16 protein-coding genes are annotated in these 20,255 nt (G+C 61.9%); 12 read left to right on the top strand and 4 right to left on the bottom strand.

What is annotated here, in order from left to right; all coding sequences use genetic code 11:
• Positions 1-295 precede the first annotated feature (295 nt).
• Positions 296-2,149, top strand: coding sequence for an ABC transporter ATP-binding protein (locus AC5O5R_RS11215; RefSeq protein ID WP_172285431.1), 1,854 nt, complete (start codon positions 296-298; stop codon positions 2,147-2,149).
• Between the two features lie 19 nt (positions 2,150-2,168).
• Here the strand turns inward: AC5O5R_RS11215 and AC5O5R_RS11210 are convergent, their stop codons facing one another.
• Entirely contained in the window at positions 2,169-2,939 is a 771-nt protein-coding gene (locus AC5O5R_RS11210) for an IclR family transcriptional regulator domain-containing protein (protein WP_494512561.1), read from the bottom strand.
• Between the two features lie 154 nt (positions 2,940-3,093).
• Between AC5O5R_RS11210 and AC5O5R_RS11205 the strand changes: the two genes are divergently transcribed.
• From AC5O5R_RS11205 to AC5O5R_RS11190, 4 genes are read left to right on the top strand one after another with little or no spacing between them, the layout of a single operon-like run.
• Positions 3,094-3,903, top strand: coding sequence for a shikimate dehydrogenase family protein (locus AC5O5R_RS11205; RefSeq protein WP_172228190.1), 810 nt, complete (start codon positions 3,094-3,096; stop codon positions 3,901-3,903).
• 4 nt (positions 3,904-3,907) lie between these two features.
• On the top strand, positions 3,908-5,632 hold the full coding sequence (locus AC5O5R_RS11200; protein WP_494515368.1) for an FAD-dependent oxidoreductase: 1,725 nt from the start codon (positions 3,908-3,910) through the stop codon (positions 5,630-5,632).
• Entirely contained in the window at positions 5,617-5,937 is a 321-nt protein-coding gene (locus tag AC5O5R_RS11195; RefSeq protein WP_172285428.1) for an NIPSNAP family protein, read from the top strand. The genes AC5O5R_RS11200 and AC5O5R_RS11195 overlap by 16 nt, the downstream gene beginning before the upstream one ends.
• A gap of 39 nt (positions 5,938-5,976) precedes the next feature.
• Complete coding sequence (locus tag AC5O5R_RS11190; RefSeq protein ID WP_494515367.1) at positions 5,977-7,650, top strand: FAD-dependent oxidoreductase; 1,674 nt, start codon at positions 5,977-5,979, stop codon at positions 7,648-7,650.
• 34 nt (positions 7,651-7,684) lie between these two features.
• On the opposite strand, the gene tssM is transcribed toward AC5O5R_RS11190, so the two are convergent.
• From tssM to vasI, 3 genes are read right to left on the bottom strand one after another with little or no spacing between them, the layout of a single operon-like run.
• Positions 7,685-11,278 (bottom strand): type VI secretion system membrane subunit TssM, encoded by a 3,594-nt coding sequence (tssM, locus tag AC5O5R_RS11185; protein ID WP_494515366.1) that lies wholly within the window; start codon positions 11,276-11,278, stop codon positions 7,685-7,687.
• Positions 11,275-12,741, bottom strand: coding sequence for a type VI secretion system protein TssA (gene tssA, locus AC5O5R_RS11180; protein WP_172285425.1), 1,467 nt, complete (start codon positions 12,739-12,741; stop codon positions 11,275-11,277). Before tssA ends, tssM begins: the two co-directional genes overlap by 4 nt.
• Complete coding sequence (gene vasI, locus AC5O5R_RS11175; protein ID WP_172285424.1) at positions 12,729-13,376, bottom strand: type VI secretion system-associated protein VasI; 648 nt, start codon at positions 13,374-13,376, stop codon at positions 12,729-12,731. The genes tssA and vasI overlap by 13 nt, the downstream gene beginning before the upstream one ends.
• A gap of 320 nt (positions 13,377-13,696) precedes the next feature.
• On the opposite strand from vasI, the gene tssB reads away from it, so the two are divergent.
• The 7 genes from tssB to tssJ are packed head-to-tail and all read left to right on the top strand — an operon-like array spanning position 13,697 to position 20,219.
• On the top strand, positions 13,697-14,200 hold the full coding sequence (tssB, locus tag AC5O5R_RS11170) for a type VI secretion system contractile sheath small subunit (protein WP_172285423.1): 504 nt from the start codon (positions 13,697-13,699) through the stop codon (positions 14,198-14,200).
• 17 nt (positions 14,201-14,217) lie between these two features.
• Complete coding sequence (gene tssC / locus AC5O5R_RS11165) at positions 14,218-15,708, top strand: type VI secretion system contractile sheath large subunit (RefSeq protein WP_172285422.1); 1,491 nt, start codon at positions 14,218-14,220, stop codon at positions 15,706-15,708.
• Positions 15,705-16,115: a type VI secretion system baseplate subunit TssE gene (gene tssE / locus AC5O5R_RS11160; protein WP_494515365.1), complete on the top strand. Its 411-nt coding sequence runs from the start codon at positions 15,705-15,707 to the stop codon at positions 16,113-16,115. The genes tssC and tssE overlap by 4 nt, the downstream gene beginning before the upstream one ends.
• A 3-nt stretch (positions 16,116-16,118) precedes the next feature.
• Positions 16,119-17,885 (top strand): type VI secretion system baseplate subunit TssF, encoded by a 1,767-nt coding sequence (gene tssF / locus AC5O5R_RS11155; RefSeq protein ID WP_494515364.1) that lies wholly within the window; start codon positions 16,119-16,121, stop codon positions 17,883-17,885.
• Positions 17,849-18,865, top strand: a complete 1,017-nt coding sequence (tssG, locus tag AC5O5R_RS11150; RefSeq protein WP_494515363.1) for a type VI secretion system baseplate subunit TssG — start codon at positions 17,849-17,851, stop codon at positions 18,863-18,865. Before tssF ends, tssG begins: the two co-directional genes overlap by 37 nt.
• Positions 18,862-19,425, top strand: a complete 564-nt coding sequence (locus AC5O5R_RS11145) for an FHA domain-containing protein (RefSeq protein WP_494515362.1) — start codon at positions 18,862-18,864, stop codon at positions 19,423-19,425. Before tssG ends, AC5O5R_RS11145 begins: the two co-directional genes overlap by 4 nt.
• Positions 19,422-20,219, top strand: coding sequence for a type VI secretion system lipoprotein TssJ (tssJ, locus tag AC5O5R_RS11140; RefSeq protein ID WP_494515361.1), 798 nt, complete (start codon positions 19,422-19,424; stop codon positions 20,217-20,219). The genes AC5O5R_RS11145 and tssJ overlap by 4 nt, the downstream gene beginning before the upstream one ends.
• Positions 20,220-20,255: the final 36 nt, after the last annotated feature.

The following is a 20,255-nucleotide window of genomic DNA, read 5'->3' as shown; positions in this document are numbered from 1 at the left end:
AAAGGAGGTTGTTACCAGGGAAGCCGTCAATTCTACAGCACCAGCGACTGTTTATGACAAAGTAAATGTAAGCAATTGCAAAGGTATGTAAGGGCGGGCCTCTCTTCGCCCTACGACAGCGCCGCACCCGCAAACCAGAGGAGGGTCAAGCCAGCCAGAATGCCTGCCTGCAACGCATCATTCCACGCCTGATCACGGCACCCTGAAACCAGCTGGCCAGCCCCGTCTGCAGGCGAATACTGCGATGTGCTGTATGGTTACCTGCTAAGCGAATGCAGATTTCCCGGAGACAAGCATGCTTCGTATCTTTGAACAACGGCTCGACCCCTTCCCCCCTGACGAGGCGCCACCGCCACCGGTTGGCCTGATGCGTTTCCTGTGGGCCTGCACCCGGGGCGCCCGTGGCTACATCCTGGCGCTTGCCTTGCTCAGTGCCGGCGTGTCGATCTACGAAGCCTGGCTGTTTGCCTTTCTCGGCCAGGTGGTCGACCTGCTGTCGGCCTGGCAGGCGGGTGGCGCAGCAAGCGCCCAGGAAAGCAGCGCACTGTGGGGCATTGGCATCGTGCTGCTGGTCAGCATCGGCCTGGTGGCGTTGCGCACCATGGTTCAGCACCAGGTCCTCGCGATCAACCTGCCGCTGCGCCTGCGTTGGGACTTTCACCGGCTGATGTTGCGCCAGAGCCTGTCGTTCTTCTCCGACGAATTTTCTGGCCGGGTCACCACCAAGGTGATGCAGACGGCGCTGGCGGTGCGCGAAGTGCTGTTCACCGTCATCGAAATCCTGCCCGGTATTGGCGTGTATTTCATTGCCATCATTGCCCTGGCCGGTGGCTTCGCCCTGAAGCTGATGTTGCCGTTCATTGCCTGGCTCCTGCTGTTCGGGCTGGCCATGCTGTATTTCGTGCCACGCCTGGGCAAGGTCGGCCAGGAACAAGCCAATGCCAGATCGTCGATGACCGGGCGGGTGTCCGACGCCTATACCAACATCACCACGGTAAAGCTGTTCTCCCATTCCAAGCGCGAAGCGCACTTTGCCCGCGCTGCCATGGAAGACTTCAAGCAGACCGGTTTTCGCCAGATGCGCCTGGTCAGCCAGTTCGAGATCGTCAACCAGGCGCTGGTGGTGGGTTTGATCTTTGGCGCGGGCGGTTATGCCCTGTGGCTGTGGCACCAGGGCCAGGTCGGCACCGGAGCCGTGGCGGCGATTACGGCCATGGCCTTGCGCATCAACGGCATGTCGCACTGGATCATGTGGCAGATGACCTCGCTGTTCGAAAACATCGGTACCGTGCAGGACGGCATGGCCACCCTCACCCGCGGGCCCAAGGTGCAGGATGCGCCAGGTGCCGGTGAGCTGGTGACACGCGGTGGCGCGGTGACTTTCGACAAGGTCGGCTTCAACTACAACGGCGAGCGGCAGGTGCTCAACGATCTGAGCCTGCACATCCGCCCGGGTGAAAAAGTCGGGCTGGTCGGCCGCTCCGGGGCGGGCAAGTCCACCTTGATCAACCTGCTGCTGCGCTTCTACGACGTTGACAGTGGTGAAATCCTCATCGACGGGCAGAACGTGGCCAAGGTCACCCAGGACAGCCTGCGCAGCGCCATCGGCATGGTCACCCAGGACACCTCGCTGCTGCACCGCTCGATTCGCGACAACATTGCCTATGGCCGTCCCGATGCGACCGAGGCGCAGATCCGTGCCGCTGCTGCCAATGCCCAGGCCGATGGATTCATCAGCCAGCTCAGCGACCGCCAAGGCCACAGCGGTTACGACACCTTGGTGGGTGAGCGCGGCATCAAGCTCTCCGGCGGCCAGCGCCAGCGCATCGCCATTGCCCGGGTGATGTTGAAGAACGCGCCGATCCTGCTGCTGGACGAAGCCACCAGTGCGCTGGACTCGGAGGTGGAAGTGGCGATTCAGGAAAGCCTGGATGAAATGATGCAGGGCAAGACTGTCATCGCCATCGCTCACCGGTTGTCTACCATCGCGGCCATGGACCGGCTGATCGTGATGGATGAAGGGCGCATCATCGAGCAAGGCACCCACGCCGAGTTGCTGGCAAAAAACGGCACCTACGCGCGGCTGTGGCAGCACCAGAGTGGCGGGTTCCTGGGTGAGGACCAGGGTGTGGCCGAGGCAGTGGAATAGGCCTTGGCGCTGCTGGCGCTCAGTCCAGAACCGGCCGCAGCAACGCCTGAGCCTCATACAAGGGCGGCAGATAGCGCAAGCGTATTTCATCAACACTCAACCGCGATGCGTGGGTGGTGATGGTCAGCGTGGCTTTCAGCCGCCCGGCCCGGTCCAGTAGCGGCACACCCAGCACGCGCATGCCGATTTCGTACTCCTGGTCAACGATACAGAAGCCCTGCCCCTTGATCCGCTGCAAATCTGCCTCCAGCTGCTGCCGGTCAGTCTGGGTGTAAGGCGTCAAGGCGCGCAGCGGGTTACGCGCAAAGTAGCCATCCCGCTCACCTTCATCCAGCCAGGCCAGCCAGATGCGCCCACTGGCGGTGCAATGCATCGGCACCCGCGAACCAGGCCTGATCGACAACGAAGCCACATGGCTGTAGCGGCTGCGCACCAGGTGGATGATTTCGTCACCATCGCGGGTGCCCACCGACACGTGTTCCTGGGTCTGCCGTGCCACCTGCTCGACAATCGGCCGCAGCATGCGCGGCAGTTGCGCCGAGTCCACATAGGCCTGGCCAATGCGCAGGGCCTTGGGCGTCAGCCAGTATTCGCGGCTGTCGGTTTCGGCAAAACCTTCGTGCACCAGCGTCAACAGAAAGCGCCGTGCGGCACTTGGGGTAAGGCCTGACAACCTGGCGGCCAGCGGCACGCTGAGGCGCGGCTGCTCGACGCTGAACAGCTGCATCAGCGCCAGGCCTTTTTGCAACCCGGCGATGAGATCACGAGGGTGGATTTCTGGAATGGTCACGGAATCGGCTCACAAGCAGGATGCGAAAACGGCGATTAATTCGATAATCGCAACATGGATGCGATTATCGCATTAACTGCCACTCCCGCGCATTGTTGCACACGCGCTGCTGCATCAGGCTTGCCTCCACAACAACGCCAAGAAGGAGGTCAGCATGATTCGTGGTTCAACGGAACTGGTCGCTATCGTCGGTTCGCCCATCGCCCAGGTGAAGTCCCCGGAAAACTTCAACACCTGGTTTGCCCACAACAATTGCAACCTTGCCATGCTGCCCATCGACCTGCAGGAAACGGCGCTGGACAGCTTTGCCGGCAGCCTGCGCGGCTGGCAGAACCTGCGCGGTTGCGTAGTTACCGTGCCTTACAAGCAGGCCCTGGCCAGCCGCCTGGACGGCCTGAGCGAGCGTGCGGCCGCACTGGGCTCGGTCAATGTGATCCGCCGCGAGCGTGACGGCCGCCTGCTGGGCGACAACGTGGATGGCGCCGGTTTTCTGGGGGCCGCGCGCAAGCATGGCTTTGAGCCGACAGGCAAACGGGCGCTGGTGATTGGCTGCGGCGGAGTCGGCAGTGCCATTGCCTATGCACTGGGCGAGGCCGGCATCGCCAGCATTACCCTGCATGACCCCAGCGCCATGCGAATGGGCGCGGTATGCGAGCTGCTCGGCAATGCCTTCCCCGAAATCGCTATCAACACGCAGTTCTATGGCCTGGAGGACTTCGACCTGGTCGCCAACGCCTCCCCCGTCGGCATGGGCGCAAGCGCGGAGCTGCCGCTGTCAGCCGCCCTGCTGGCCACCTTGCAGCCCGACACCCTGGTGGCCGATGTAGTCACCTCGCCCGAGATCACCCCACTGCTGAACCGGGCACGCCAGGTAGGCTGCGCGATCCAGACCGGGCCGCAAATGGCCTTCGCCCAACTCGGCCACCTCGGCGCATTCATGGGCGTCACGCCGCTGGAGATCTGAAGCCATGGCAACTCTCGAACACAGCGTTGACCTGATCGTCCTCGGCAGCGGCGCCGGCGGCTTGGCTGCCGCCGCCACGGCCGCCCGCCGCGGGCTCAAGGTACTGGTGGTGGAAAAGGCCGGGCAGTTTGGCGGTACCTCGGCGATTTCCGGCGGGGCGGTGTGGCTGTACGGCACCGACCAGGCCCGTGCCGCTGGCGCCGAGGACTCACCCGCAGCCATGCGCACCTATCTTGAACATGTCATTGGCGATGGCTACGACCCCGCCCTGGTCGATGCCTTCATCGAGCACGGTCATCAGGCGCTGCGCTGGCTGGAGCAGCACACCGAACTGCGCTACAGCCTGCGCCCACACTCGCCGGATTATTACCCGGATGCGCCCGGCGCCACCCAGTTCGGTCGGGCGCTGGAAATGGTCGAGTACGACGGCAAGCACCTTGGCCCGCGTTTCAAGGACTTGAAAATGCCACCGCCTGGCATGCTGCTGTTCGGCGGCATGATGGTCAACCGCGTGGATATCCAGCACTTCCTAAACCTGCGCCGCTCGCCCGGGTCACTGTGGCATTGCCTGAAGCTGATGGCGCGCTATGCACGGGACCGCCTGCACCACCCGCGTGGCACCCGGCTGACCACCGGCAACGCGTTGATCGCGCGCCTGGCCACCAGCGCATTCGCCCACGGCGCGCAGCTGTGGTTGCGCAGCGAGGCACTGGAGCTGATCGTCGAACGCGGCGCGGTGACAGGCGTGGTGGTGCAGCGCGAGGGCCGCCGTGAGCGGGTACTGGCCCGCGGCGGTGTGGTGTGCGCCATGGGTGGGTTCGCTGCCGGCGCGCTGGCTGCCAGCTACCGCCCAGCCCTGGGTGTGTCGCACCTGAGCATGTCGCCATGCAGCAATGACGGGGCCGCCTTGCGCCTTGGTCAAGCTGTGTCGGCAGCCGTGGGCGAGGGCCTGGCGGCCAATTTCTTCTGGGCACCGGTTTCTGAACTGCGCCATGCCGGTGGCGAGCGTGAGCGCTTTCCGCATCTGGTCACCGACCGCGCCAAACCAGGGGTGATCGCGGTGGACCCAAGCGGGCGCCGCTTCGTCAACGAGTCCGACTCGTACCACCACTTTGTGCAGACCATGTTCGCCAAAGGCATTGCCAACTGCTGGCTGGTCTGCGATGCCGAGGCGATGAACCGTTACGGGCTCGGTCTGGCGCGACCAAAACCGGTGAACAACCAGGCGTTGATCGACGCCAGCTATCTGTACCGCGCCGCAACGCCCCAAGCCCTGGCCCAGGCGATCGGCATCGACCCGCAGGTATTCGCAACGACCCTGGAGCAGTTCAACAGCGATGCCCGCAACGGCATCGACCGCGCGTTCGACAAAGGCGGCAACAGTTACAACCGCTACATGGGCGACCCGCAGCACACGCCCAACCCGTGCCTGGCGCCGCTCGCCAGCGGCCCCTACTACGCCATCCGCGTCCACACCGGCGACCTCGGTTCGGCCTGCGGCCTGGTAACCGACGTCAATGCCAACGTACTGGACCGCAACGCTCAGCCCATCAGCGGGCTGTACGCAGTCGGCAACGACATGAACTCGATGATGAAAGGCACGTACCCAGGCCCCGGTATCACCCTGGGTCCCGCCCTCACCTTCGGCTGGCTCGCTGCCAACCACATCACCGCGCGCCTGCAGGCGCCGACCACTCAAACGGAGACTCACGCATGTACTACGAACTGAGAACCTACACCCTCGATCCGCTGAAAATGGCTGACTGGCTGGCCCTGTACCAGAGCCACGCGCTGGAAGTACAAAGCGAGCACCTGGGCAACCTGGTCGGCTTCTTTACCAGTGAGTTCGGCGACGCCAACCAGGTGGTGCACATGTGGGGCTATGCCAGCCTCGACGAGCGTATGGCACGGCGCGCCGCCATGGCTGCAGACCCGCGCTGGGCGGAGTTTTCGCGGCGCAACCGCGAGCTGGGTGCAGTACTGCACCTGCAGTCACGGCTGCTGCGGCCCACCGGCTTTTCGCCGCTGCAGTAAGCGCACGCCCTTTCTTTCAATGCCTGAGCGAAACCCCACATGCATCCCCTCGAATGTGACGTACTCGTCATCGGCTCTGGCGCCTCTGGCCTGGCTGCCGCCGTTACTGCCGCGCACCACGGCCTGCAGGTGATCGTCGCAGACAAAGCCAGCCAGCTGGGCGGCACCAGCGCCTGGTCGGGGGGCTGGTTGTGGATACCACGCAACCCGCTCGCCATCGCCGACGGCATCGTCGAAGCCGACGATGCCCCGGAGCGCTACCTGCGTGCGCAAACCCACAGCTGTGAGCTGGACGCGCGCCAGCGTGCGTTCCTGCAGCATGGGCCGGAAATGGTGGCGTTTTTCCAGCAACACACTGCCGTGCAGTTCCAATCCGGCAACCGCATGCCCGACATGCACGAAGGCGACGGCAGCGCACGCGGCGGCCGGTCGCTGTGTGCGCTGCCTTTCGATGGGCGCCTGCTTGGGCCTTGGCTGCACAGGTTGCGCCCGCCGCTGGATATCGTCAGCCTGGCCGGCATGGGCATCGCCGGTGGGGCAGACATGGCTGCTTTCTTCAACGCCACGCGCTCGCCCAAGGCCGCATGGCATGTCGGCAAGCGCCTGCTGCGCCACGGCCGTGACCTGATGCTGTACCGTCGCGGCCGGCAATTGGTCAATGGCAACGCACTGGTGGCACGCCTGCTGCGCAGCGCCCTTGACCTTGGCGTCACGCTGCTGACTGACAAGCCGGCCAGCCGCCTGCTGGGTGACGGGCGGGTCAATGGCGCGGCGTTCGCCGACGGCCAGGTGATCCACGCCCGCCGGGGTGTGGTGCTCGCCTGCGGTGGCTTCGCGCATGATCGTCAGCGCATCGCGCAACTGATGCCGCACGCGCCGGACGGTGTGCAGCATTACTGCGCAGCGCCCAGGGAAAACAGCGGTGACGGCCTGCGCCTGGGCGAGCAAGCTGGCGGCCGGATCGGCACCCCATTGTCCCAGGCTGGCGCCTGGGCACCGGTATCCAGGGTGCCGTATGGCGATGGCCGTTTCGGCCACTTTCCGCACCTGATCGACCGCGCAAAACCTGGCTTTATCGCCGTGCGTCGCGACGGCCGACGCTTCGTCAACGAAGCGGATTGCTACCATGACTTCATGAATGCACTGTTCGCCGCTACGCCACAGGGAGAGCCTTACGAGGCATGGTTGATCTGCGACCACGCCGCACAACGTCGCTATGGCATCGGCTGGGCAAAACCCTTCCCCTTCCCTACTCGCTATTATCAGCGCTGCGGCTATTTGCACAGCGGCCGCACGCTGGCGCAACTGGCGCAGCGCTGCGGGATCGACGCTGGGCAGTTGCAGCGCACGGTAGAGGGTTTCAACCACCATGCGGGCCAGGGTGAAGACCCAGCCTTCCAGCGCGGGGCTTCAGCCTACAACCAGGCGCAGGGCGAACCGTTGCAGGCCCCCAACCCGTCGCTGCGGCCGCTGCTGCACGGGCCGTTCCATGCGGTGAAACTGCTGCCGGGCAGCCTGGGTACCTTTGCCGGCCTGGCGACCGACAGTTCGGCCCGCGTGCTGGACCACGCGGCGCAGCCGATTCCCGGGCTGTATGCGGTGGGCAACGACATGCACAGCGTGATGGGCGGGCATTATCCCAGCGGCGGCATTACCCTTGGGCCGGGGATGACGTTCGGTTACCTGGCCGGCAGGGGGCTGAGCGGGTTGTAGTCCTCCATCTGCCTTGTGCAGCTAATCGGGCTTATCAAGGCCGGTCATACCATTCCCCAACCTGGGTCACGATGGGTGGCTGTTGCAGCAGGCCGCGTGGCAACCGGAAGCCCTTGAACGGTTGCTGGGTAATGGGATTGAAAGCCTTCTCGGCGTTGAGCCGATAGCGCATCACCCCATCGCCGGTCCTGAAGCTCAGGTCCACGCTGGTCGCGGTCCGCCCGTTGAGCGAGCCGCGGCTCAACAAGCGGAACATCGACCATGGGCCGCGGTACTCCAGGCTACTGCTATTGCCATTGTTGCGGAGCAAGGTCAGGTTGCTGCGCACGTGCTGGCCCAGGGTGTTGGGCCAGACAACACCGGTAATCTGGCTCGGGCCATGGGTGTAGGAGATCAACTGGCCATCCAGGTCCAGCAGGCTGGTGCGTTGATTAGCACTCAGCCCCAGCGGCTCGATGCTGAATTGCACACTCAGGTTGCCGCGCTGATCGAAAAAGGTTTCGCGGACGCGCTCTGCCAACGCCAACTGCTCGATCACATCGCTGCGGATCAACGACTGCCCCTGCTGACCGGATTGCAGGGCTTCCAGGTTTTCCTTCAGGAACACCTTCAGGTACTGATCATTGAACTGCTGCAGGCGCCCCTTCGGCCCAAAGAACGCTTCGAAATCATCCAGAGAAGCATCGCTCCCGCTCACTAAAAAGGGGTAGCGCCCTGCGAGCCGTTGCTGGAAGAAACTGTACACCTGCGTATCCCAGCGACGCTCCAACTCGCGCAGTGCTTCGACATTCAATACCTGGGCAGTCTGATAAGCCACTTTTCTGACCTGGTGATTGAGCGGCTCCGGCAAGCCGGTGGCCACCCGCTGCAAGCTGCTGATCGGGTCGTGCCCGGTCATCGAAAAGCGCTGATGCACCGCCTGCAATGCCGCCTTGCCGCGGTCCGGGCTGTCCTGCACCGCCTTGGCATAGTCGTGAACGGCCACGATGGCGGCGACGGTTTCATCGTGGTAGCTCGGTTTTTCGGCGGTTACCTGCAACATGGCAGCCAGCCCAGCGAATGCACGTTGAATAGCCATCGCCTGCTGTTGCTCGGATCTGCTGCTTGCTGGCCGCTGTATCGTTGCCTCGCTCGGCGTCTGAACATCCACTGGCGATGAAAACGCGGTGTTTTCCCGCACCGCATCCAGCAGCCGGTGCAACGGCGCAGCGGGGCCGGTCAACTGCTCCAGAACTGCCACTGCATGATCCAGATCAGCAAAGTCAGCCACCGTAAAGGCATTCAAGGCACGCCGCCAGCTGTCAATATAATCGGCGCTGTAAAGGTTGCTCAGGCGTTCGGTGAGCGCATGCCGGTCGCTCTCCGAATAATCGAGGTGGTCGCGCTCACCCAGCGCCCATTGGTCGATCATTGCCATGTCGGCGAACTGCTGACTGCGTGGCTCAAAGTACTCCCTGAACCCTTTGGCGGTGAGCAACGGCGAAAGCAGCACGCTATTGTCGCCATCGCTGACCCCGGCAGACGGCCGGTACACCACATCGAAAGCTGGGCCCACCTGATGCCGCAGGTCGAGGCCGCTGTGCAGTTGCTCCCCGGCCTGGCGTTTGAGACCTGCATAGACCCGCTCGGGCAGTGGCACCTTGCGTAATGCTTGCTGCACCGCTGCGATTTCCTGGCGATACTGCGGCAGATCGGTATCGACATAGGCCAATGCGTATTTCAGGTGGTGCATCAGGTCGCGTTGCAGTTGCCCCTGGCCCGGGAAAGCCTGCTGCCAAATGCGGGCCATCCAGTCCTCTACCCATTCAGGCCGACGGTTCTGCCGGTCCTCAAGCATGCGGTAAACCCTGAGCGCGGCCATTTGCTGCTCGCTGCCCGGGGGAGCAGCGTTCATGGCATCGACCACTCCGCTGGCCAAGGCCGGCAAGAAGCGCCTGGAGAGTAAACTCAGGTAAGCCTCATCGACCCGAGGCCCGATAGCGCGGCCCTGATACAGGCCAACATCGGCAACACCCGGCCAGGCAGCGCGATAGTCGCCAAACACCGCGACAGCATCGCGAATCTGGTCCAACGGCTCCAGCAGGTTCCGCCCGGTCGAGTCCAGGTGCGGGTCCACTTCCTGACGACTGTACGCCTGGCTCTTGGCAAGTACGCCGACTGCCTTGGTACTGTTGATATCAAAATAGCGTTGCCAGCTGGCGATGACGACACAGAATGCCAGAGCACCTACACCAGACCCTACCCAGAACAACTGGCGCTTGCTGCGCGCAACCTTGGTATTGTCCCCACCAAGCCCGGCTTCCGGGTAAATGACACGCCTGAAGGCCTGTTGAATGAAGTAGACCAGCGCCTTGCCTTGCGCCTTGCCTTCACGCAAGGGAAGTTTTGTCTGGTAGGGCTGTGCCGCCTCGCGGACGAAAGCGTTGAGCATGTCGCCTTGTTGCACGACCGACGACCAATACACGCCGCGGACCAACGCAGGCGTGGTGAAACGGTCACTCGCCAGCGTTTCCTGCAGAAAGCCCAGCAGTATCGGGCGCAGCCCGATCATCTGTGCATGCAAGGAGTACAAGCGCCCCCGCAAGGGGGCGCTGCCCAGCCTATCGAGCTGGTCAACGAGCTGCTCGAACAATTGCTTGAGCAGGTGATCGTAGTACTCGCGATATTCGTCCAGCCAGGCGTCATACGAATCGACTGTATCCAGCTTGAACGTGAACCCCAGCATGTGTTCGCGCTTGGCGGCCGAGTGCTTGCTGAACGCTTGGTCAAAGCCGTCCAACAGGTCGAACTTTGTCAGCACCACATACAAGGGGAGACGCGAGCCAAGCTGGCTGCTTACCTCGTACAGACGCGTGCGCAGGACGTAAGTCAATGCAACACGTTGTTCGGGCGTACCATGCAGCAGCGCAGGCAAGTCGACTACCAGAATCAAGCCGTTGAGCGCTCGCTGGCTACGATTTCGCAGCAACCAGCCCAGCAAATGCTGCCACAATCTGGCCTGGGTTTCGGCCGTTGTCGAACCACCCGGCGCGGCGGCTTGACTGATCAAAGCACCCGGCGGATCGATGATCACGGCATCATCACTGACCCACCAGCCCACCGGGTAAGCAAGCACCTCAGCCAGTTGGGCTCGTGCCTGGGCCCTGTCGATGCGGGTCAGGGAAAAGCACTGATCGGTGTGGTCGATGAAACTGCTTTTACCGGCGTGTTCAGCACCCAGCACCAGATACCAGGGCAACTGGTACAAGGCACGCTGGCCGCCGACATTGTCCAGGTAACGGGCGAGGTCTTGGCTCAAGGCCTTGTCTTGAGCCAGGATAAACGGCAATGAACAATCCAGCTCGGCGGCCACTGCTTGCTGGCGTTCCGCTTGCAGCCGGCGAAAGCGCGTGCGCAGCACAATGAGCCAGCACAGGAGTGGTATCAGGACCAGCATCAGGCTAGCCACACTTCGATTGGCCACACTTGCCAGCGGCTGATGCTCGCGCCAGGTCCATTCCGGGCCGAGCCACCAGATGGCAACCAGCATCAGCACTGCGCCAAGCCCAAGCAGCATGGGCATCGCCAAGCCGATACATGTCATCAGCGGCAAGCCCCAACGTATGAGTTGCTTAAATTTCAGATTCATCGAGGCTCCTGCTCCTTGTTCCGATCGGCCAACGCTGTGGGGGCTGCGTACTGCTGCAGCCGCTGAAACACTTCGGGCTCCCACGCATCGGCGGTGGTGTTCTGCATGGTCCTGGCGACGCCGCTGCACAAGTCCTGGGCCAACCAGGACACGCCTCGAGTAGCCAGCAGGTCCGCCGCAATCACCGTGGTGTGGCAACGCTCACGGGGGGTGTCGAGATTCGCCTGCATGCCCTGCAGTTTGAGAAGTAACGGTTCGATGCCACCGTTTTCCAGCTGGCTGATCAGCTCCTCGCGCAGGTTGGCGAACGCCTGAGAGGCCGCACCGGGTTCGGATCGCCCTTGAGCCCCTTTGAGCCAGGCCAGGCACTGGTCGTCGGCAAACCCCACGCCGTCGCTGAAGCACAATTGCTGCAACGCTGGCAGGCGCTGGACGAACCGTGCGCTTGCAGACCTGATGGCCTCCGCGACTTCGCCCATCGCCAATCGGGCAGCGACGGTTGCTGCCAGGTAACTGCCGCGAATCCAGTAGGGGCTGGCCGTGACACTTTTTTCAATCCGCTGGAGCAGCGCAGGGTCAACCGCCGAGCTGGATATGGCGTCTTCATAGAACCCGGCAATATCCACTGGCACCGCCATCAACTCGGTACGGTTGCCCTGCCGTGCCTGGGGGGCAGCCTGAATGTGGGCCCACAAGCCAAAACGACGTAGCTGGTAGCCGACGGGGTCGTAGGGGTCCTGTTGATTGATGTGCTCGGCCATGACCAGCACGGCGCGCCGTGTTTCACGTTCGTTGCCCATCGACACGGCGGACTTTGGCGTGGCCATGACCTCGGCCAACGAAGCGGGTCTGCTGATGGGTGAAGGAGTGATGGGCTCTGCAGGCTGGCCTGCGCCCTCGGCAAGATCCATGTGCATGAGTAGCAGGCGCTGCAAATCGCTCAGCACAGCTGGATCCAGCTGCGTGGCAGCCTGCAGCGGTTGCATGCGCAGCAACGCAGCCTGCGCTGCCGCTGCATGGTCCCGGCTGTAGGTAAAGCGATCGAGACGCGGTAGCGCTTCGATCAGTCGATTGAGCATCAGGCCTGCGAGCTTGCGCTTGGCCAGATAGCCTTTGGGACCTGGCTTTGGATGAGCGGCCTCCCAGTAGCATTCAAGCATACCGGCCAGCAACGCCAGGGTGAGTGCCCAGCGCTCCCAGCAACCGTTGCGCAGCCAGGCCACACCCAGGTGGGCGACGATGCGCAAGTGCTTGCACTGCTGGCCGAGGTAATGGCGGGCGGCCTCGTCGATGTAGGCCCAGTCGATTGAAGACTCCTGCAACCCACCCAGCTTGACCATCTCCTGGTCGATGGCCTGGTATGTTTCATCCTCCACGTCAAACAGGCCAGCCGGCGTTGCCGGATCGATCGGCGCGAGCAGCCGGCTGATTTCCGCTTCGGATCCACCCGTTACCAGCGACATGTGCTGCGCGCCTTGGTGATCAGTGCGTCCAGCCCCTGCGCGTCGAACAACAGGCCATCAATCACAGGGTTGTCGCTGAGCACCTGTATCCGTCCTGCACCGATCAGTTTCCTGATCTGTTCGATGGCTGGCAGCCCCCGCCCCGCGTCGAGGACCTGGCCGTTTTCCATCACCTGCCACGGCGTTGCAACCGTGGATCCGCGCATCCCTTGCAGTTGTACCTTGGCCCGCTTCGCTTCCAACGGCTGACCCGTGATCAACTGGAGCCTGGAGATGCTCTCGATACAACTGATAGCTAGGTAAGGGCGGGGCTCGACAGACGCGATTGCCGGTGCTGATATCACCAGACCCTGCACTCGCCAATCCTCCGCGCGAGTACTCGTGATGAAGGTCAGATCATCTGGCCCACGCGCGTTTTCATTGGCCAACACGCGCAGAACGCTGGGGGCCTCCTGCTCCGGGGCGGACCACTGCCGCTTCGGGGCATATGCAGGCGTTTTTGCAGCTTGATCAAAACAAGCCAGACGCTCCACGTTTGACACTATCCCAGGACAGTCCCGGGTAGGGTTCGCCAACGCCGACGAAACAAAAACCAGCGATAGCAGAGTAAAACCACGGGTAGCATGGGCGATCATAGTGAGTCCACCTTCCTTCGCAACAGCACATATTCACTACTTATAAAATTCTCTCTTTCCTACAACCCATATGACTTAGTCAACTTGAACAAAGCAAGCACGACTCATCAAGTCATGCGCAATCGCCTGCAGCCTAGCCCATCACAAAATTCGAATACATAAAAATATTATCTTACACTTTCTCGCTCGACTATTTTCGCACTTCAAGCGCATGGTTTTTATGCGAGAAAAACTTCCAACAAGTCACTCGCCGGCATCCACCCACAAATACGTAGGAAACTTCCTACATATGGAAAGCCTATATAAACGGACATATAACCATGAGCAAATCTACCGGATCCGTGGCGCCAAAAGAGCGCATAAACATCAAGTATGTTCCCACCACTGGCAACGAACAGGCCGAAGTAGAGCTGCCGCACAAAATGCTGGTGCTGGGCGACTTCGGCCTGGATGACGACCGTGCACTGGAAGACCGTCCGGTCATGCGCATCGATAAACACACGTTCAACAACGTGTTGAATGATGCCGACGTTCGCATGGACATGTCAGTGCCCTGCCTGCTCAGCGCGACCGCCGATGCCGAGCTGGCGGTCAACCTGCAGTTCAAGTCGATCGACGACTTCGGCCCCGATCAGATCGCCCGCCAGGTACCGGCGTTAAATCAGTTGCTGGAGCTACGCGAAGCGCTGGTGGCGCTGAAAGGGCCATTGGGCAACGTCCCTGCTTTCCGCAAGCAACTGCAGCACTTGCTCAATGACGAACAAGCGCGCAAGCGGCTCGCCCACGAACTGGACCTGGTGCTCGAGGCGCCCAAAGCAGACTGAGACAACGGAGCGTCCCCATGTCAAAGCCAAGCAATGCAACTGTCATCTCTGAAACAGCTGCCGATGTGTCGAGCAATGCCACTTTGCTCGACCAGATCATGGCCGAAACAAAGTTGGCGCCCACGCAAGAGGGCTATCAAGTTGCCCGCCAGGGCGTTTCTGCCTTTATCACCGAAATCCTCAAAAGCAATGATCCAGATCAATTAATCAATAAGCATCGCGCCGACCAGATGATTGCAGAGCTGGATCGAGTGCTCAGCAAACAGATGGATGCAATTCTGCATCAGCCGGCATTCCAGCAGCTTGAGTCATCATGGCGCAGCCTGAAACTTCTGGTCGACCGTACTGACTTCCGTGAAAACATCAAGCTTGAGCTGTTACATGTCAGCAAAGAAGAGCTGCTCGATGACTTCGAAAACGCGGCTGACATCACTTGCAGTGGCATCTACAAACACGTTTACACCGCAGGTTATGGCCAGTTTGGTGGCGAACCTGTGGCGGCCATGGTTGGCAACTACAATTTCGGCCCCTCTTCACCCGATATCAAGTTGCTCAGTTACATGGCTTCGGTCGGCGCCATGTCGCATGCGCCATTCCTCGCAGCCCCCTCCCCCGAGTTTTTCAACCTCGCAAGCTTCGAAGAGCTGCCCAACCTCAAGGAGATCAAGGACATTGTCGCCGGCCCGCGGCATGCCAAATGGCGTGCATTCCGTGACAGCGAGGATGCCCGCCACGCAGCGTTGACCGGTCCGCGCTTCATGCTCCGCTCTGCCTATCACCCTCAAGAACACTCGATCGAAAGCTTCGGCTATGAAGAGAACATCGACGGGCGACACGACAACTATTTATGGGGCAATTCCGCCTTCCTGCTGGCCAGTTGCATCAACGACAGCTTTGCCCGCTATCGCTGGTGCCCGAACATCATTGGCCCACAGTCGGGCGGTGCCGTCGAAGACCTGCCCGTGCACCTGTACCAATCCCTCGGCCAGTTGCAGGCAAAGATTCCTACCGAGGTGCTGATCTCCGACCGCAAGGAATTCGAGCTGGCCGAAGAAGGCTTCATCGCCCTGACCATGCGCAAGGACAGCGACAACGCCGCGTTCTTCTCGGCCAACTCGGTGCAGAAACCGAAGCACTTTCCCAAGACACCGGAAGGCCTGCAGGCGCAGACCAACTACAAGCTCGGCACCCAGCTGCCGTACCTGTTCATCGTCAACCGCCTGGCCCACTACATCAAGGTGCTGCAGCGCGAGCAGATCGGCAGCTGGAAAGAGCGCAAAGACCTCGAATCCGAGCTCAACAAGTGGATCAAGCAGTACGTCGCCGACCAGGAGAACCCTTCGGCCGATGTTCGCAGTCGTCGCCCGCTGCGGGCGGCCAAGGTAGAAGTCTCGGACGTGGCCGGTGACCCGGGCTGGTACCAGGTATCGCTCGCCGTGCGCCCGCACTTCAAGTACATGGGCGCCAACTTCGAGATCTCCCTGGTCGGGCGGCTCGATACGCCATGAGCAGCTTGTTTGATCGCCTGATGGCGGACCCGTCCGTCGCCCGAAACCCGACCCGCCAGGAGAACGCTTTGCACAAATTCGCCGCCATCAAGCGTCATCTGGAAACGTTGCTCAACGCCCGCCAGGGTTGCTCGCAGAGCAGCCCTGAGCTGGGCCTGAGTGACTTCAACGGGCATGACGCGAGCAGCGGCGACCTGCTGCGGCAAGTGAGCGCCGATATCCGCCACACCCTTCAGCGTTTCGAACCGCGCATCAAGGTGCGAACCCTCAAGGCAGTACCCGATTGCCATGCCCCGCTGGAGTTGCACTTCAGGCTGGACTGCCAGGTGCAGGTCAATGACCACACAGAGCAGCTGCAACTGGAGCTGCTGGTCAATGGGCACAACCGCTACACCCGCGTGAGGTGACCCATGTCTCTGAAAGATCGATTCAGCGAAGAACTGCGTCACCTGCACGAACTGGGCAACGACTTCGCCAGGGACAACCCGCAACTGGCGCGGTGGCTGGGCAAAGGCGGGAGCGACCCCGATGTCGAACGCCTGATGGAAGGCTTTGCGTTCCTCACGGCCAAGCTGCGGCTGAAACTGGAAGACGACCTGCCGGAGTTGACCCACCCCATGCTGCAGCTGCTGTGGCCCAACTACCTGCGGCCATTGCCCAGTGCCACGATCGTCCAGTTCACAGCGCGCAAGCAGTCGCTCAGCCAGTCACAGCAAATTCCCAAGGGGTCGCGGTTGTTCTCGAAACCTGTTGACAACGTGGCCTGCGAGTTTCGTACCTGCACGCCGGTAACTATTCATCCGTTCGACATCGACACGGTAGCCACAACCCAGACCCTCGACAGCACGGTGGTGCGCATCGACCTGCAGCCTCTGGTCGAGCGGCCCCTGGATACCTTGGAATGCGCCAGTCTCGATTTCCACCTTGGCGGCGATGACCTTACCGCTCGCACGTTGTATCTGTGGATCTCTCAATACCTCAAGCACATCAGCGTCATCATCAATGGCGAAGTTCGCCGGGTGCCGGCCGATAACGTCGTCTTTTCCGGCTTCAGCCCGGACGACGCCCTGCTGCCTTATCCGCAGAACGTCTTCGATGGCTACAGGATTCTGCAGGAATACTTTCTTTTCCCACAGCGCTTTCACTTCTTCAGCGTGACCGGGCTGGCAAGGCTGTGGCCGGCACATGCCAGTCAGCAGGTGAGCATCGAGTTCCACTTCAGCCGCCAGTTACCTGCTTCGCTGCGGGTGGGCAAAGCCGATTTCAGTCTGTCTTGCACCCCGGCAGTCAACCTGTTCAAGCACAGCGCCGAACCCATCGATCTGTCCAGCGAAGCTGCCCAGGCAGAGCTCAGGCCCAAAGGCAAAGAGCAGCACGCCTACGAAGTGTTCAGCGTCGACGAGGTCATCAGCACCCGCACTACCACCGATGGCAGTATTGGCGAGCACTTGCGTACCTTTCGCCCGTTCGAATCGTTCGCCCATGAAATCGAACATCTCCAGGGGCGCACGGCGCTCTATTACCGTTACTCACTCGAGGAATCCCTGCGTGGCGATGGCGTCACGCATCGCATGGCCTTTGTGCGCGCCGATGCCAACGTCTACATCGGCGAGCTGGAAACCGCCTCTATCGAGCTGACCTGCACCAACCGCGACCTGCCGCTGGCACTGGCCATCGGTGATATCAACGTGTTCACCGAAGCCACGCCGCCCCTGGCGACCTATACCAACCTGCGCACGCCCACCCGACCCTGTCGCCCGGTGCTGGACGGCCAGTTGCAGTGGGCGCTGCTCTCCAACATGTCGCTCAACTACCTGTCGCTGCTTTCAGTCGAGCCGCTGAAGGCGGTGATCCGCGCCTATGACTTCGCCGCCTTATATGACATTCAACAGGCACGCACGACCCGCAAGCGCCTAGAAGGCATTCATGACATCCACACGCAACCCATGGACTGGCTGATCAAGGGCCAGCCCATTCGGGGCCTGCATACCCGGCTGAAGCTGGACCAGGGCGCCTTCCTCTGCGAAGGCGACCTGTACCTGTTCAGCTGCGTGCTCGCGCACTTCTTCGCCCTGTACGCCAGCCTCAATTCCTTCCACCAGCTGGAAGTGATCAACACCACCAACAACGAGCACTACACATGGCCCATCCAGACCGGCAAGCAACCGCTGATCTAGCTGACCGGCTGCTCGCCGACGCGCACCAGTACAACTTTTTCCAGTTGCTGGAGCGTCTTCACGGGCTGCACGGCGATGACCTCGAACCGCGTTGGCCCAGCGAGGCCGCCCGCCTGCGTGTACGCCTTGGCAGTGACCCACGGCTGACCTTTCCCGTGTCGGACGTGTACAAGGCCGAACGCATGCCTGGGGAACAAGAGCGCTACCGCGTGTGCACCACGTTCATGGGCCTGCATGGCACTGACTCGCCCCTGCCCAACTATTACCTGGAGCAGGTGGCCTATGAGCATGCACACGGCATCGGCGTGCGGCCGGCGTTCTTCGACTTCTTCAATCACTACGTGCTGAGCCTGCTGCACCGCATCTGGCGCAAGTACCGCTACTACATCCGCTTCCAGCCGGGTGCCACAGATGGGTTTTCACAGTACATCTTCGCCCTGCTCGGCCTGAACGACAAGCAGCTGCGCGGCGACACCCCGCTGCCCTGGAGCAGGCTGCTCAGCTTCGCCGGCGTGATCGCCAGCCGCAGCCGTTCACCCGGTACCGTCGCCGGCATCATCGCTCACTGCTTCGACCTGACGCATGTGCGGATCCGTGAGTTCGATTCGCGCTCGGTACCCACCGCCGCGAAGCAACTGGTCAGCCTGGGGCGTAGCAACGGTCAATTGGGCAGCAGCTTCATGGTCGGCAGCCGCACGTGCACACGTAGCAGCAGGTTCACCATCGTGATCAGGGAACTGGACCAGGCGCAACTGCGTGACCTGCTGCCCAGCGGCATCAACTTCGGCCGCTTGCGGGCACTGATCGATTTTTTGCTGCGTGACGGCCTGGCCTACGACCTGGAACTGCGGTTGAAGCAGAACGCGTTGTCGCTTTTCTGCCTGCACCGCAGCCAGGGCGCGTACCTGGGCTGGACCAGCTTTATCGATGACCGCCACGGCGAGATCAGCCCGGTGGTTCGATTTCGAGGACGTTCATGAGCACATTGACCTTGAGCATCATCAACATCGAACAGCTGCAGCACACCAACAGTGCTCGGCATGAGTTCGATCGCAACGGCGGCACCATCGGTAGCAAAGGGAGCACCTGGCAAGTGGATGACCGTCAGCTGGCCATTGCCCCGATCCACTGCGAAATCCGCTGGATCGAAGGCAGTTACTGCGTCATTGACCACTGCCAGCGCACGTATCTGAACGACAGCATCGCGTGCGTGGGTGCGCATCCACCCCGGCGCCTGGGTCACGGCGATCAGCTGCGTATCGGCGCGTATCGGCTGCTGGTCCAGTGCACCGATGCCGATACGCGTTCGCTGCAAGATCTGCTCGATCCGGATAGCACGCTACTGGACCAGTGGCTAAGCGATGCGCACGCCGATGCGTGGCAACCCGAAACGCGTCCCCTACAGCCGCTCCCCGAGATCTGCTCGGCGTTCGAACCTGCGCTGGGGAATGATCCCTTGGCGGCACTGGATGCAGGGGCGGCTGCAGCGCCTACGGCGGACGACCCGCTGCAGCGCCTGCTTGCGGGAGACCGCCCATGAACCGCCAGGCGTCGTTGCTCACGCCGCTGCTGATCGCGCTGGTCGCACTGCCTGGCTGCACGTCATGGAACAGAGCCAGCCAGGTAATCAGGGACCACTCGTTGCCCATCGGCCCGCCTAGGGACCACCCCACCGAAGTCGCATTCAGCATCAACGCTAGCCCCACGATCAATGGCAACCCGAACAGCCTCGAGGTAGCACATGCATCCGAAAACGCCTTGGAGCCCAACCCCTATGCGGTCAGCCTCAGCGCCGGCGACCCCTATGCGTTGACCGAGAAAATCGGGGCCTTGTTCGAGTATCTCCAGGAGCAGTTCCCTGCGATGTCGCCCGTCGTGATGGACGAAGACCACGACCTTAATCCGCAACACTCGCCGCTTGAGGAAAGCACGCCAGGCAGCTACGGCGACCCGACGGTAGTCCTTGCACTCCCGCCCACTGCCACCGCGCCCCCTGGGCCAATCGCCACGCCGATCGCCATCAAGATCCTGCAGCTGAGCGACGACTCGCTGCTGCGCAACAGCGTGTATCAGTTGTTGCACAAAGACCCGGCCAAAGCGCTGCGCAGCAGCTACGTCCGTGATGACGACTACCTGCTGCGCCCCGGCCAGTTCAAGTTCATCCCCTTCGTGCCCATCGAGCCCGAGACCCGGTTCATCGCGGTGATTGGCGATTATACGAACCAGGAAAACGCCACTTGGCAGCAAGTGCTGCGCATCCCCCCGCGTGGCCGCCAGATCGTCCTGTCGGTACGGGTCAACGACACCCAGATTCTGCTCAAGGAAGAGGACTAATGCTGCCTCTAGCCCTGCCCTTTTCGCTGACTCTCG

Source organism: Pseudomonas sp. 8_5_2, from assembly GCF_059295255.1.
Note: the sequence above shows the minus strand (reverse complement) of the source record. Positions and strands in the feature narration are given on the sequence as shown.